Raw genomic sequence first — 13,772 nt, 5'->3', positions numbered from 1 at the left:
ATAACTTACAACTCCTAACTATAATGTCTCGAAGTTTATTTATATGCATAGCAGCATATAAATTTTAGCGTATGTGTAGTAACTTTTATTCTTTCTGATAACCTAAACGGAAATTGGTTTACCACTATAATTTGCAGTAAATAACAATGAAGTTTAAACCTTTAATTCTCACCGCTCTTTTAGTAATGACTCTCATTACATTTCATAGCAATGCGCAAGAGAGTCGTTGTACAAATTATGGCTCTGTTATTTCAAGTCTTTATAATTCGATAGAGACTCTAAACGTCAAAAAATTAAAGGCAATAAACGAACATTTAAAAAATCATTGCGTTCATAACAATATTGAAACTCACCTTTTATTCAGTGAGTTAACAATTGCTGATGCTGAAAAAGATAGAAATAACATAGAGCTTATTAGAAACAAGATTACAGCCTTAAATATTTTAGATAAAAGTAATCCTCGCTTTGCATGGCATCTATACGTAATGGCTCAAAGTTGGTTTTGGGATTCAAAGACTGAAAAAGCAATTGCATTACTTAGTGAATACAAATCCTATTTTATAGGTGAGCCAAAAAACTCTATTGAAGTTAGAGCTTTATCTTTAATAGGCGGCTATTTTGATAATGCCGAATCGAGCATAGAAAAAGAAAAAAATACCTATTTTGATAAAGCTGAGATTAAAGCAAATGAAATTGGTGATCCTGAATTAATATTATACGTTAACTTTAGAAAAGGCAGCGAAGCCTATCCCGATCTAAATACTGATAGTGCTGTTGAATATAAAAAGAAAAGAGATAAATGGGTTAGCATGCTAGATTCAGTGGATTCTTGTGTAACCAAAGCTGAAGTATTACTTTATTGGGGGTACTTGGAGATTGAAGACAAGAACAAAAGCTTATCAACATTAAAAGAGGCTATCCAAATATTATCTGACTTTGGCGTCACTAGAACGGCATTAGACGGCTCCATATTATATATTCAATTATTACAAAGTTATGGTGAATTGTCAGAAGCTGAGTCCATGATTAATAAATTAATTGAAGACCACTATAGCTTAATGGACGACTATCAGATAAAAAAGTTATATGAATGGCTTTTTGAATTTAGTAAGTCACAAAAACGATTCGAAGATGCTATGAAATATAAAGATAAGTATTACGAAAACTTACTTAGTGAAGACGATAAGAGCCAAAAAGAATTAGATGAATTACTCTCTGAATATAAAGTTGAAGAGCAAAAAAGCGCAAACAGAATTTTAGAACAGTCGCTTGAAGTAACTAAATTAGAAAAAGAAAATGAAAAACAAAAAAATTATATTTTAGTTATGTTTATTATCACGTTATCGATAACTGTACTTTTGCTTTCACTCATTGTTTACCGGAGTCAAAAATCTAAAAATGAACTGAGTAAATTAGCAATGATTGACGTGCTAACTGGTGCGCCAAATAGACGAGCAATTACCCTTCAAGCAACCAAAGAATTAGCAATTGCTCAACGCAAATGTCAAAATTTAACAATACTATTGGCTGACTTAGATAACTTTAAATCTATAAATGATATTTATGGGCATGATGTGGGGGATTTTGTGCTAAAGAAATTTGCAGATATTGCTTCAGAAAATATTAGAGCAATGGATAAATTTGGTCGCTGGGGAGGTGAAGAGTGGTTATTTATCCTACCAGCTACTTCGATTGAAGAAGCAAAAAATTTATTTGAGCGTCTTTCAAGTAAATTATCCAAGGTTGAAGTCGATGGTCTTTCAAATATAACATTCTCAATGGGAGCAGTTGAACTTTATAGCAATTCTGATTCAGATTTAAATTCATTAATAAGGAAAGCCGATGATAAGTTATATATAGCTAAAAAATCTGGTAAAAACAGAGTTTGCTTTGCCCCAAAATAGCTAATTAAGAACTTTACCTTATGTGCGGTAAGAAAATATATATCGATGACAAAACTGACTTTCAGCTTGGATACACAATTATCCAAAAGATAGTAATTTGAACGGCAGCTTTTTACTTTTGAGCGAAAGTTTCAAAGATTACTAAAGAACTAAAGTTGGCCAAACAAGTAGCTAGTATCGCTTAGTTTTGGATAAAGATTAAGTCTTTGATTTAATTGGTAGCCCCTGCAAACACCAGATTAAGAGCATAAACCATTGAAATAAATCAAATTAAACAAAATCACAGCAAGACAATGTAACTATCAGTGTAACTAAACTGTTTTGTCACTACTTTGCTAATCTTATTTACAGCGTTTATGAGAAGTGAAATTATTGGACTACAAATAGAAAAGGATAATTATTCATGGAACGAATTAAATTAATATTCAAAATTAAATAGCTAATTAGATATCCAACCAAATGTAAGTTTATTTATAGACATAATTAAAAAAATTAAGATATGTGGGTGTCAACATAGTTATAGGAATATAGTACTCTATTCAGAATCTATATACTTACTCAAAGGGAAAGAATGAACAAGCATCACTATACTACCATAGAGACACTAGCTCTGATTCTTAATTCAAAGAAGATTCGATTCAACCGACTTACGAATGTTGATGATGTTCAGGAATCAAAAAATTACGGAAAATATGATCTTTCGCCATTTATTTATATTAGTTGTTGGACAACTAATGACGAGGAAAGTATTCCTCTTTGGAAAATGTACACTTCAGACATGAGAGGGGTTCGCATCACATTTGACGATAACCCTTTTTATATGAGAAAGCCAAATCCTTTAGATATGCCTAACCTAAATATTAATATTTCTGATGATACCTTATCGCCAATCCCACTTAATCAAATGATGTGTGATCAATATTATATATCGCCAGACTTCTTAATAAAAAGGCACTTCGGGAAAGAGGTCAAGTATGTTGATAATGTTTCAGGGATATATGAAAACACAGTTGATTTACAAGTTCAGCCTGATGGGCAAGCAACTATGAGTATCCCAGTAGCAGGTAATTTAGCTATTCACAAGAATAAGGTATGGTCTTTTCAAGAGGAGTATAGATACAACCTATTGGCTTTCCCTCCACCTCCTAATGGATACTGCTCAAAAAATATTATTGAAATTTCTAATACCGCAATTAAATCAATATACTTGGGTATTCCTCCTAAGACAGAATTCATCGACGTAGATATCTGCCCAAAAAAGCTTTCTAATATGTCTATCACTTTAGGCCCACTATGCTCATATGCAGATGAACTTTTAGTAAAGGCATTAATAGAAAAGTATTCACCAAAATCAAACTTTAAAAAGAGCAAGCTGAGTGGTCAAATTCGACAACGTCGTTAAAAAAAGCTAAGCCCCCCATGACTCAGCTTGCATCAATAAACCATATGCAAACAAAAAATGATAATTTTATTGAGTCATGTTTAAGTTCCAAAAATGAAGCTACAGTGATTAATTTAACTAAGTATAATTACAAAAGAACAAACTGATTTTTCCAGCGTCAAAATGTTCCCCCTTAAACTTATCAACCTTACAAAACAAAACTTAAATTTTTTACTATCCTGCGTTTTGTTATGTTCTACTGCGACTAGGGACACAAACTATAAAGCTATCAAATTGCATAATACCCACACATCAGTAAACTATCTCTTAAATATCACTCAATATCATCGAGGCTGACTTATGAGCTATTCAATTATGCAAGCGAGACAAAGCACTAAGAACAAAGCGACAGGATCATTAAAAACCCTGTCAGATTTAGAGCAAAATCGTGAAATGACAAATAATAATTTAGATCAGCAGCAGAAAAGTGCTCAACTTAGTGGCGCTGGTTCAGGCGCAATGATTGGAACGCAAATAATGCCAGGCTGGGGAACGGCTATTGGGGCAGCGGTTGGCTTTGTAGCTGGATCACTTTAAATTACAAATTAAGTTTAGTAACCCATACCTCCCCCATTTGTTATGCATAGAGCTAATACTGGTCGGTATATAATAATTCTAATTTTTAAGTAATTAAAAATCGATAAGAATGCGTTTACACAAAGGAATGATCATGAGTAAAAAAAAGAACGATAACACAACAATAGTCTCTACATGTTTGTACGGGTTTACGATTGTCGTCTTGTTTTTTGTTGTTGCTTGGTATTTTTTTAGTTCTTTTAATTTTAATTTAGACGCCCCATTAAAGAATTGGGTAGATACTGCAAGCTACTTTAATGGAATATTAACTCCTCCGTTATTGGCTATTACCTCTATTTTTATTTTCCTCACTTGGCAGACAAGCAAAAAAGAACTTAAAGCAACTAACGATGTTTTAGAATTTGATAAAGCGATAAAGATTTTTAATGCGATGTTAGATAGTTCAACCAAGGCATTCGAACGAAAGATTTCATTTAAGCAAAAAAATCAAGCTTACAATAAGCTACTCAACGACAGTGCTAAAAATGAAAAAATGCCGCTATATGAAATACTTGAAGATGAACGTGCCAACCGTGAACTATCTAAGTACAGGTTTTGTTGTGTTCTAAAAGATTTTACTCATGAGGAATGTTTTACTAAATTTGGAGAACCTAAGTATGCTCCATCAACAGATATACATAATTTAGAGGATACAGCCCTAGTTCTCGCTCTATTTAAACATGAACTAATGAATCAATATTACATGGACTTACCAAAAGAAGAATTAGCTAAACCAATTCGTAGGTTCTTCGATATTTTAGATTTTATTGCAAGGTATAACGATAACCATGAGGTTCGTAATGCTCTTATCGATTTATTTCTCTTTAATATTGATGAGATGACATTAGATCTCCTTTCAGAGGGTCCATTGAATGAACATGAAATTTTTAACCTTATTCTCGAAAATTAACAACAACCATCTAACAAGCAAATTGCTAAAATTGTTTCTCGAACTACTCCAGATAGACGTGACAAATTACGGCAACAAAAAATATTGCCCGGTCTGTAAAGTTAATTTTCAACTAAGAGCTTACAGTGCCTTTTATTAGACGCCTAAAAAAACAAATCGTTTATTTAAGCCCTCATTTGTTCCGAATTTAATAACTACCAGATAAAAAACAACTACTTAAAATTTTAATTGTTCCGCCATTTGTTCCGCACTGTTCACCCTGTCACACGCTTTAAAAGAGCCATAAAACCCATTAGCCCTTAGCTTTATCCTACTAGCACCGTAATTTTTAGCCTGAGTAGCTTTGTAGCCCTTCCCACGCGCTTTAGCTAAATAAGATATACGGTAAATAGCCTCTTGCTGTGACTCCAAGCAATCACGCTTCATGATGTAATAACAATTTTTTGGTACATAAGCCGAACCGTTAAGCTCGCCCCATATCTGTAAAACCTTCTTGGTTATGCTGTTTGGATAGTTAACTTTTGACGCATCAAGCATAAGCGCATAGTGGTAATGTTGACGTTTTGCCCTCTCAAGCTCTCTACACCATACAAAACCAATACGACTAACCCCATATTGAGCCTTAACCCATTTAAACAGCCTACGGTTAAATACAGTGATGATTTTGTTATCTGGCGTGTACGACTCCATACGCAAATCAAAACGAATTAACATCACACGACTATGGTTGCTCAACATAGCCTCAATCTGGTCTAGCATAGCTCGCATAGGCTTAACCATTAATCCACTTTTTCCAGCGTTTACCCACCATCCTTTTTCACCGTGGACAAAAATGTGTTCATACCCTTTATCATTGTTATTTATGGTTAGTTGGTTAGTCATTCATGAGCCGTAGATTAGATATTATTAAATACCCAGTTAATTGTTAGTAGCTACTATCCATAGCTATAACGCCTCTACTGGGGCGCATCTTCAAAAATAGCCTTTTTTCGAGGGTAAAAAACCGACTTTGAGTGTTCATATTGCTTCACCAACAAAAAGCCATAAACGACAAAGCACACAGCGATAGTATTCGCTTACATAAAAATACTGGTACATAGGTTTTTTAGGCTATTTTCTTAGGTGGGTTTCCCTTGGCCACGATCACTACCAAGGGATAATTCAAAGTTGATTTAATATGCTGGTGGCGCATATTTTTATTAAGCGGCCTGTTCATCAGAACGAGTAGACATTTTGCCTAATTCTTTTATAGCATCCTCAAGCAGACCATCCACCAGCCAAATTACATTACTCAGATGACCTCCAAGCAATCCGCCAAACCCCTCACTATTGCGCAAAGCGTCCAGCACCGTTTTAGCCTGAATTAAAAGCTGCTCAAATTTCAATTGTTCTCTAGGAATTTCACCAAAATACATATCAACGCTATCCGTTAAAACTCCCCCTATGCGATCGCTAACCGTCCAAAGTAAGTTTGCTAATGTGGCCCCTGTCATAGACTTGTAGTTATCATTAGCAGTAATAAACACTGTTAGGCTATGTACCTGACTTACCGCCCCATCAAGATAGTCAAAATTGTCTGCCGAAATGCTAGCATCATATTTCATATTGTTTGTAGTCATCGTCCTGTTCCTTTTAATTAAATTTTTAATAGCCGGTAATGGCAATACTTTAGTAATTACTTATGACAAACGATTAAAAGGCGCCAACAAATCCGCCTCTTGCTCCTTGCTTAATACTCCTGCTTTTCGCCTTGCCCGGCTCGCGTTAATCTCTTTCAAAATTGCCGCTGCTATTTCTGGTGATGAAAAGCTATATCTAAGATGAGTACCTATACCGTCTGGGTTCTCATCATTCACTCGCGTTAACTCAAAACCGTGCAAGCGCTCTAACTGCGTAAAGTAGTTCCTGCCACTGGATAGTCCAACGTTACGCAAAATATCGTTTTCTGTAGCACCTGCAGGGTGCTGTAAAATATAAATAAATGCTCGCTCTTTCTTTGGCTGCGTTCTCGGCTTTTTTGGGCTATTATCATTGGCTGCTGAATTGGCTTGAGTGGCGGCTTTTTTGCCGCTGCTCCCTTTCATTAGGCCGCCCCTTTCACTTCATTAGCACCGGGCAAGCTTTCCATCCATTTTTGAATATCACTAGCAAGCCAGCCCATAGCCTTAATACCTAGCTTTTTTCTAGCAGGGAACTTACCCGCCTTTTCCCAGCGGTTAATCGTAGATACGCTAGCGCCAGTAATTTCCACAACATCATTTAATTTTAAAATTCTATCTGTCATCGCCTTTCACCTTCTATTTTATTGGGTCAAGGCGAATATTAAGGACTCAAAAATAAATTACACGACAGCTAACTTTTGGTTGCGGATTTCAAGACTAAGCTTTCTAAAAATAAATATAAGAATATGATTCAAAACAAAATTCACCTTGCTTTATTCAACCATTCATTAATTATCTTTTCAATCGACCCCTTATCTTGTGGAGGCTCCAATGTTTCAGGCCAAAATAGCTGTGCTTTGGTTTCAACTAACTTAGCTACCTTTGCGCCAGCCACTTTACCTGTGGTTTTTGTTACACACTCCCCCCTAAATTCAGATAATACAGCTAATGCTGCCCCCAGTATTTCCATTCTTTCCCTATTACTTTTATCTATAATATCGAAACGATTATGAGGCTCTTTTTTTGGCTTAATTGCTTTCACTAATATTGCTACTTGATCAGCCTTAATTAATAAGTCATCAACTTGAGGGTGTATAGGGTGAATATGATGTACTTCAATTCCTTTATATTCTGCTAGCTCTTGATCCTTTAACTTCCACACTTGCCCTTCAATATCTTCCACCAACCCAATACTAAAGCTTTCATAGAAAAGGTGATGATCGTAGGGATCAATAACATTGCTACCCGCTTCAACATCACTATCTTTGAACTCTACACCTAAATGTAAAAGCAATAATTCAGAGAAATACTCATCACAATGCTGTCGGTTCAACTTAAAAAAGCCCTCCAACTTTTCTATACTTTCAGGGCTTTCCTGCTGATTTTCACGCACACCATAACGACTATGCCGACCAAATAATTCAATATAAAAATCAATTTCCCCTCTCTTGTAATACTGAAATAAGCGCTTTAACTTTTGTTTATCGTCCATATCTGCTTTATCAAAAAGCACCTCTAACGCTTCATCTACACTAATAAATTCATCCATTAGCTAATCCTTAAACTACTTTTAAATGCTGATTGCCAGTGACCGAGTAATCACCCTTGCTAGCCGCTTCAATATGAGCAGACCACCAGCACATCATTTTACGTCTGCGCTCTAAATAGTCGGTTCGGTTGTAGGCTGCGCGTACTTGGTTTTTATCTACATGCGCTAGTGCGGCCTCAATTAAATCAGAGTCAAAACCTTGTTCATTCAGTGTTGTACTGGCAAGCGCTCGTAAACCGTGGGCTGTTTGCTTACCTTGTAAGCCCATTCTCCTAAGCGCTGCCCCTAAGGTCTCACGGCTTAAGTGATTACGAGGGTTTTTATATGCAGGAAAAATAAATTCACGATGGCCTGTGATTGGCTTCATATATTCAAGTAAAGATAGTAATTGAGGCGTAAGTGGTACGGTATGAGGTCGCTTTTTTTTCATTGTTTCCGCTGAAATATTCCACGTTCTATTTTCAAAATCAATCTCGCTCCAAGCAGCCTTCACAGCCTCCCCAGGTCTAACCATTGTATGTAGCTGCCATTCAAATAAGCATCTTGTAATTAGCTTGATGTTAGCGCTATTCACTATGCTAATAAGATCGGGTAATTCTTGCGGAGCAAAGCTATACATACCTGTATGAGTAGCGCTATCAAATGCCTTGCTGATACCTCTTAAATTATTGGATTGTAGTCGGCCTGTATTAATAGCAAACTCCATAACCTCATTTATGCGCCTACAAATTCGATTAAGAATATCTAACTTTCCAGCAGCAGCTAACGGCTTTAAGACTTCAATAGTCAATTGAGCCGAGAGTTTACTAATCGGTATATCACCAACATCAGGAAAAAGGTGAATCTCAAACCCCCTACGCAGATTAAAAGCATATCTAGTACTTACCTTTGGCTCCTTAAGCGATACCCATTCCCTAACCACTGCCTCAAATGTGCTCTTGGCCTCAGTTATCTTGGTGCTCTGAATTTTTTCTCTATATTCTTTAGGGTCAATATCATCAGCAAGTAACGCCCTTGCCTCGTCACGCCTCTTTCTAGCTACTGCTAACGTCACTGCAGGGTAAATACCAAAACTTATTTGAGCTCGCTTTTTGATGTGCGGACGGTAGTAATTAAACAGCCACGTTTTAGAGCCATTCTTTTTTATACGTAAGCCTAACCCGCCACCATCCGACAATAGGTATTCACTTGCTTTTGGTTTCGCATTTTTTATCTGCGTATCATTCAAAGGGGTTGTTGCTCTTGCCATGTTTCACTCCATTTCCGAACAGGTAGCTAGGCCTAAAATGGGATACTTAAATCAAGATCCTCATTCTTCCTTTAATTTTCATCTGCTTAACTGAATTACAGCGGTTTTAGTTACATCAAAATCGATAAAATGATTCGGTGTAACTATGAGTGTAACTAAAAAAATGGAATATAAAAAGTGGTTATGGTGGGATATGGTAGAACTTGAACTTTAGGTATAACCAGCTACAGCAAGCCCTAGACGATTAAGCTGGTCTCATATGAATGAATATGAAGTAGTATGAAATACAAACAAAAACGTAAGTTGGTAGCCCCTGCAGGAATCGAACCTGCAACTGCCCCTTAGGAGGGGGCCGTTATATCCATTTAACTAAGAGGCCACAAATAAGCTGTGTGCTTAGAGGTGTGAATTATAACGGCATCTGGTTTTTTATATCAAGCGACAACTGAACTTAATTGCTTGATAAGTATATATCTTCTTTATTTAGTACATAAATTGGGATTAGTTTTCGACTACTCGCGACGATTTTTTTTGTATGCGCATTAATTACACGTGTATTTACAACAACAGCATCATGTCGATAAATTAATGTACCCGCTAATACATGGCTCGCCATTTGCTCTTCGCTAAGCTTTTCAATATCACGCGAGAAAGCAAAATCACCACGGCTATTTACATCTATTGTTTGGGTTGTTTTAAAATCAACCACGCCATAACCAAACTTTTGTAACTGATGAATTAATGTTTCAGAAATTTGATTACCCAATTGATTACTTTTAGTAAGCGATGAATCAAGATCGACCAAGGTAGTAACGGCAATATTAATATTGGTGTCGGTATCACTTTCAAACTCAAGCGTATCAACCAAATCAAGTGCCATTTGCTCTACATAGTTAGCAAGTGTTTTATGGTGCTGAAGTGGTGTAAATTGATTGCCGTTAGCATCGTCTTGAGTTGATTTTTGCTCAGCTGTTTTAAGCATGCTTGCTAAGTCATAATTTACTTGTGTGGTTGAAGATGCATTCATTTCAGCACTTTCATTATTTTGAGTAAAGGCACAACCAGTTAAATTAGCTAAAGCAAAAAAAACGATAAAGCGGTTTAATAATTTACTATACATAATTATCTCACTTGCTTACTTGTTTTAACATTATGCCATCAGTGCGATAGCTACTATTAAGCGCATCAACAACCGACTGTGGAATAAACCCTTGTGCAGAACCTACTACGGCCTTACTTTCTAGCCCAACAATACGTGCATTAACAAGTACACCACCTTGATGGTTTACAAGCGTACCGGCTAGTACATACTTAAAGTTTTGATCTTGATTTAGCTCTAAATAGTCGCGACTAAATACAAAGTCGCCTGTTGAGGTAACGCGCATATAATCAGTTGTTTTAAAATCAATAACGGGTACACCAAAGCTGTGTAATTCATGCATGAAGCTTTCTGCAATTTGATTCCCTAGTAAGCTACCATCGTTGTAGTCTTCATCTAAAAAAATAAAACTCGAAACAGCTAATGGTGTTTGTTCACTTACGTACTGTAAGTTTTCAACCATGTCTTGCATTATGCCGCGCACATAATGGTTAATATTTTTACGCATTGGCGGTGTTGCTTTTGTGTAGTTATCTTGTGGAGCCATTCCTGACTGAAATAAGTTATCATCAGAAACAGGCGCTGCAACGTCGCGTTGGTTACTCACCAGTTGATTGCTTTGCTCACTTTGTGGTGTTGCGGTGTCTGTATTCATTGTGCCTAGTATTTGAGAGCAACCAAAGCCCAGTGGTAAGCATAATGTAATTAATAGGTTTTTCATTTTGTGCTCCAAATTAGTATTCGCTTCGGTATAAAAGTCCGTCACGCTGCTGAATTTTCTCATTGCCCCACATTACATTAATTGGGATCTCGGTACTTCCCGCAGAGAGCACCTGTTTATTTTCTATATTCACAAGCCGTGCATTAACTATGTATGCATGCTGCTGGCGAGTCACTGTTCCTGTGATAACCAAGTCAATATTTTGGCGATTACGTAATTTACCTAAATCGCGACTTAAAATACTGTCTGAGTTTTCTGATAAAGAAAGGTTATTCCCAAGTCTGTACTCAACGGTGTGATAACCTAGTTGAGTAAATTGCGTAAGCAGACTTTCTTGGATCTGCTGACTTAAGCCTGAGGCCTGCCCTGTCACTAATTTTGTATCTAGTGCATCTGCATAAAAGAAGCTACTAACGCCAACACGTGCATTAGCATTTAATGCTCCGTTTAGGTGGTTAAGTTGCGACGTTAAATTAACTACATAGTCATTAACCGTAAAAGGAGCCATGGCTGCTTTAGGTGCATCTGTAGGCACACTTGGTTCTGGTGGTGGCACCAAGTTACAAGCAGCTAAATTTAAAAACAATAAAGGCAGTAAAAGGCGCATAATTGCCATCCTCTTCAAAACATACTGAGGATAAAGCAATTTGTATGCCTATATCGTACTTCTGTAAGGTTGTTGAACATAATAGCTAACAAAACATGTTACTTGTTGCTTTATAAGGGCTAAACAATCACTTTTTGCGTCCGCTGAATTACTATAAGCACCTAACTTCAATCGATAAAAAGTTGTGTTATTAACACTTACGGTTTCTACATTTATCTCAGTGGGTGAGATAATATTTTGTGGTATTTTTTCTTGGAATTCGCTGAGCTTCTTATGCAATGCATTTTTATTTTTAAAAGCGGCAATTTGTAAAGCAAACAATGCCGAGTGGGTTTTTAATATACTTTCGTTATTGACTTCATCATTTACAAGACTATTTAGAGAATCAGAATCATTCAGTTGTTTTAGATTAGTAGCAAGCTGCGTTAATTTATTTTCTAACTTGAGTAGCTCCTCTACTTTTGGTTGAGAGCTTTCCCATTGTGCCGCAGAGATTTTGAGCTGCTCTAAATCAGACTTTTCAATAAGAATCGGTTGCGGGGTTGCTTGAGTTATTTTAACTTGTTGAGATGAGTTACATGCAGATAAAACAAGTACACCCATTAGCATCATGCATTCTAAACTCCATTTTAATAACATTTAACTTCCCTAAAATGACGTTGTTTAGGGGGTTATTTATCCCCTAAACGTATTTAATTATGAAGGGTGTATTTTATGGATAAACAATTTTTAAGCAAGTTTCTTAACTACAGCCTTACTGGCTTATCGGTGTAGTTACTTACTATGCAATCGAGTTTATACAGCTTGAATACGTCACAGTCTGCTTTTGCATTTTTAAAGTTTTGGTAAGAGCCAAGTTTTAGCCTGTAAAACATTTTGTCGTTTATTTTGGCGGTTTCTACGTTAGTCAATATTTTGTCTCTAAATAACGGTGCTGCTTTAGTATTTAGCTCTTGCCATGCTTTAGCCACACCTTGCTCTGAGTCAACCGAAGCTACTTGCAAAGCAAATACATGTTTTGGTTTATTTAATTTTACAGCTTGTTTTTTATTACTGTAGTTTTGTTTAACTTGTTGGCGTGACTTAACATTGCGTGTGTTTCGTGGTGAACGTACAGACTTGCTGCTATACCCTTGATTAGACTGCGCTATTGCTTTGCTGTTTATAATATCAATATGATTTACGAGATAAGTTATTTCTTTTTCTAACCTTAAAATTCGCTCTATGCCTTCACGAGCTTGTTGCCACTGCATTGCGGCATCTTTTAGCTGAGCAAGTTCAAGGGCTGTAATTGATACGTAGTCAGGCGAGTTACTTTGAGGCTGTTCATCAATGGTTTTTATTTCAGGCGTAACGCTGCATGCTGTGCCAAATAAAAGCATTAGCAAGCTAAGTAAAAGCCCAATGTTATTTTTTTTATATATAAACATGTATTTGCTGTCCTGAAAGCAGTGTTTTCACTACATTTCAGTTAAACATTCTCACAAGAAAGCGTTTAACTTTATTTAAGCTGTGAGCTATAAAACTTAGCTCTTCGCATGCTTGTCAGTGTTTTGTAAAACACAACGTTGCATACTCCCACCCTTCCTTGAGAGCATTATTTAATACAAATTTAATGCCAGTTAACACAAACTTTACAACATAAATAACAATATGTCTGTAATGACCTAAAAATTTTATTTTTAAAGAGGCTCCTTTCTTATTTTACTCTAGGGCCTGTTGACCTTTCAGGATTAAAACTTGTTCAATCTAGGGGCTATTTAATCGCGGCGCGAGGTTTGTAACCTAGTGGGCTCGATAACTGCTCCTGCGTTATTCTACTGACTTACATCCCTGTAAGAATAAGTAAAAACCGAGTAAAGCTTCCGCGTCCTGCTCACGCCCCTTACCTACATCCATGTAGGCAACAAAGAGTAAATTGCCCCGAGGCAGAACCCTTCGGGCTGAGGGATCCCCACTTTATCCAGCGGCCTCTTTTTCGTAATTCAAAATAAAGTTTTTTAAACTTTTTTCTATATAGCTTTGTGTAATACGTCTCTTACATAGCTTTATGAC

At 36.4% G+C, this 13,772-nt stretch carries 15 protein-coding genes and 1 tRNA gene; 4 read left to right on the top strand and 12 right to left on the bottom strand.

Annotated features, from left to right (window positions below; all coding sequences use genetic code 11):
- Positions 1-146: 146 nt before the first annotated feature.
- The 4 genes from H5118_RS19125 to H5118_RS19110 all read left to right on the top strand — a co-directional run bounded on the left by H5118_RS19125 (position 147) and on the right by H5118_RS19110 (position 4,831).
- Positions 147-1,904, top strand: coding sequence for a GGDEF domain-containing protein (locus tag H5118_RS19125; protein WP_182749741.1), 1,758 nt, complete (start codon positions 147-149; stop codon positions 1,902-1,904).
- Between the two features lie 571 nt (positions 1,905-2,475).
- A complete protein-coding gene (locus tag H5118_RS19120) occupies positions 2,476-3,306 on the top strand; it encodes a DUF2971 domain-containing protein (RefSeq protein ID WP_182749739.1) in 831 nt (276 codons plus the stop codon).
- A gap of 339 nt (positions 3,307-3,645) precedes the next feature.
- Entirely contained in the window at positions 3,646-3,882 is a 237-nt protein-coding gene (locus H5118_RS20490) for a DUF1269 domain-containing protein (protein WP_220497280.1), read from the top strand.
- A gap of 133 nt (positions 3,883-4,015) precedes the next feature.
- Positions 4,016-4,831 carry a hypothetical protein gene (locus tag H5118_RS19110; protein ID WP_182749738.1) on the top strand — a complete coding sequence of 272 codons (816 nt, stop codon included), beginning with the start codon at positions 4,016-4,018 and terminating at the stop codon, positions 4,829-4,831.
- A gap of 216 nt (positions 4,832-5,047) precedes the next feature.
- Here the strand turns inward: H5118_RS19110 and H5118_RS19105 are convergent, their stop codons facing one another.
- The 12 genes from H5118_RS19105 to H5118_RS19050 form a co-directional block, all read right to left on the bottom strand.
- Positions 5,048-5,713 carry an inovirus-type Gp2 protein gene (locus H5118_RS19105; protein WP_231619765.1) on the bottom strand — a complete coding sequence of 222 codons (666 nt, stop codon included), beginning with the start codon at positions 5,711-5,713 and terminating at the stop codon, positions 5,048-5,050.
- Between the two features lie 317 nt (positions 5,714-6,030).
- Complete coding sequence (locus tag H5118_RS19100; protein WP_182749736.1) at positions 6,031-6,450, bottom strand: hypothetical protein; 420 nt, start codon at positions 6,448-6,450, stop codon at positions 6,031-6,033.
- Between the two features lie 60 nt (positions 6,451-6,510).
- Positions 6,511-6,915, bottom strand: coding sequence for a hypothetical protein (locus tag H5118_RS19095; RefSeq protein WP_182749734.1), 405 nt, complete (start codon positions 6,913-6,915; stop codon positions 6,511-6,513).
- Positions 6,915-7,115: an AlpA family transcriptional regulator gene (locus tag H5118_RS19090; RefSeq protein WP_121637829.1), complete on the bottom strand. Its 201-nt coding sequence runs from the start codon at positions 7,113-7,115 to the stop codon at positions 6,915-6,917. Before H5118_RS19090 ends, H5118_RS19095 begins: the two co-directional genes overlap by 1 nt.
- A gap of 140 nt (positions 7,116-7,255) precedes the next feature.
- Positions 7,256-8,041 carry a hypothetical protein gene (locus tag H5118_RS19085; RefSeq protein ID WP_182749732.1) on the bottom strand — a complete coding sequence of 262 codons (786 nt, stop codon included), beginning with the start codon at positions 8,039-8,041 and terminating at the stop codon, positions 7,256-7,258.
- 10 nt (positions 8,042-8,051) lie between these two features.
- A complete protein-coding gene (locus H5118_RS19080) occupies positions 8,052-9,290 on the bottom strand; it encodes an integrase domain-containing protein (protein ID WP_182749731.1) in 1,239 nt (412 codons plus the stop codon).
- Between the two features lie 304 nt (positions 9,291-9,594).
- Positions 9,595-9,669 (bottom strand) — tRNA-Arg (locus H5118_RS19075).
- Between the two features lie 72 nt (positions 9,670-9,741).
- The gene (locus tag H5118_RS19070) at positions 9,742-10,410 is read right to left on the bottom strand and encodes a FlgO family outer membrane protein (RefSeq protein WP_182693886.1); all 669 of its coding nucleotides are present in this window, start codon (positions 10,408-10,410) and stop codon (positions 9,742-9,744) included.
- Positions 10,411-10,417: 7 nt separating this feature from the next.
- Positions 10,418-11,110 carry a FlgO family outer membrane protein gene (locus H5118_RS19065; RefSeq protein WP_182749729.1) on the bottom strand — a complete coding sequence of 231 codons (693 nt, stop codon included), beginning with the start codon at positions 11,108-11,110 and terminating at the stop codon, positions 10,418-10,420.
- A gap of 13 nt (positions 11,111-11,123) precedes the next feature.
- Positions 11,124-11,717: a FlgO family outer membrane protein gene (locus H5118_RS19060; protein WP_182732731.1), complete on the bottom strand. Its 594-nt coding sequence runs from the start codon at positions 11,715-11,717 to the stop codon at positions 11,124-11,126.
- Between the two features lie 48 nt (positions 11,718-11,765).
- Positions 11,766-12,356 carry an SPOR domain-containing protein gene (locus tag H5118_RS19055; RefSeq protein ID WP_182749727.1) on the bottom strand — a complete coding sequence of 197 codons (591 nt, stop codon included), beginning with the start codon at positions 12,354-12,356 and terminating at the stop codon, positions 11,766-11,768.
- Between the two features lie 107 nt (positions 12,357-12,463).
- On the bottom strand, positions 12,464-13,147 hold the full coding sequence (locus H5118_RS19050) for an SPOR domain-containing protein (protein WP_024594911.1): 684 nt from the start codon (positions 13,145-13,147) through the stop codon (positions 12,464-12,466).
- Positions 13,148-13,772 lie beyond the last annotated feature (625 nt).

It is taken from the genome of Pseudoalteromonas sp. SR41-1 (genome assembly GCF_014164015.1).
In the GTDB taxonomy this organism is placed as follows: Bacteria; Pseudomonadota; Gammaproteobacteria; order Enterobacterales; family Alteromonadaceae; genus Pseudoalteromonas; species Pseudoalteromonas distincta.
This window is presented reverse-complemented; position numbering and strand designations above follow the sequence as displayed.

Coding starts and splice junctions, on each gene's coding strand:
- H5118_RS19125 (WP_182749741.1), top strand. CDS start 147: ATGAAGTTTAAACCTTTAATTCTCACCGCTCTTTTAGTAATGACTCTC.
- H5118_RS19120 (WP_182749739.1), top strand. CDS start 2,476: ATGAACAAGCATCACTATACTACCATAGAGACACTAGCTCTGATTCTT.
- H5118_RS20490 (WP_220497280.1), top strand. CDS start 3,646: ATGAGCTATTCAATTATGCAAGCGAGACAAAGCACTAAGAACAAAGCG.
- H5118_RS19110 (WP_182749738.1), top strand. CDS start 4,016: ATGAGTAAAAAAAAGAACGATAACACAACAATAGTCTCTACATGTTTG.
- H5118_RS19105 (WP_231619765.1), bottom strand. CDS start 5,713: ATGACTAACCAACTAACCATAAATAACAATGATAAAGGGTATGAACAC.
- H5118_RS19100 (WP_182749736.1), bottom strand. CDS start 6,450: ATGACTACAAACAATATGAAATATGATGCTAGCATTTCGGCAGACAAT.
- H5118_RS19095 (WP_182749734.1), bottom strand. CDS start 6,915: ATGAAAGGGAGCAGCGGCAAAAAAGCCGCCACTCAAGCCAATTCAGCA.
- H5118_RS19090 (WP_121637829.1), bottom strand. CDS start 7,115: ATGACAGATAGAATTTTAAAATTAAATGATGTTGTGGAAATTACTGGC.
- H5118_RS19085 (WP_182749732.1), bottom strand. CDS start 8,041: ATGGATGAATTTATTAGTGTAGATGAAGCGTTAGAGGTGCTTTTTGAT.
- H5118_RS19080 (WP_182749731.1), bottom strand. CDS start 9,290: ATGGCAAGAGCAACAACCCCTTTGAATGATACGCAGATAAAAAATGCG.
- H5118_RS19070 (WP_182693886.1), bottom strand. CDS start 10,410: ATGTATAGTAAATTATTAAACCGCTTTATCGTTTTTTTTGCTTTAGCT.
- H5118_RS19065 (WP_182749729.1), bottom strand. CDS start 11,110: ATGAAAAACCTATTAATTACATTATGCTTACCACTGGGCTTTGGTTGC.
- H5118_RS19060 (WP_182732731.1), bottom strand. CDS start 11,717: ATGCGCCTTTTACTGCCTTTATTGTTTTTAAATTTAGCTGCTTGTAAC.
- H5118_RS19055 (WP_182749727.1), bottom strand. CDS start 12,356: ATGTTATTAAAATGGAGTTTAGAATGCATGATGCTAATGGGTGTACTT.
- H5118_RS19050 (WP_024594911.1), bottom strand. CDS start 13,147: ATGTTTATATATAAAAAAAATAACATTGGGCTTTTACTTAGCTTGCTA.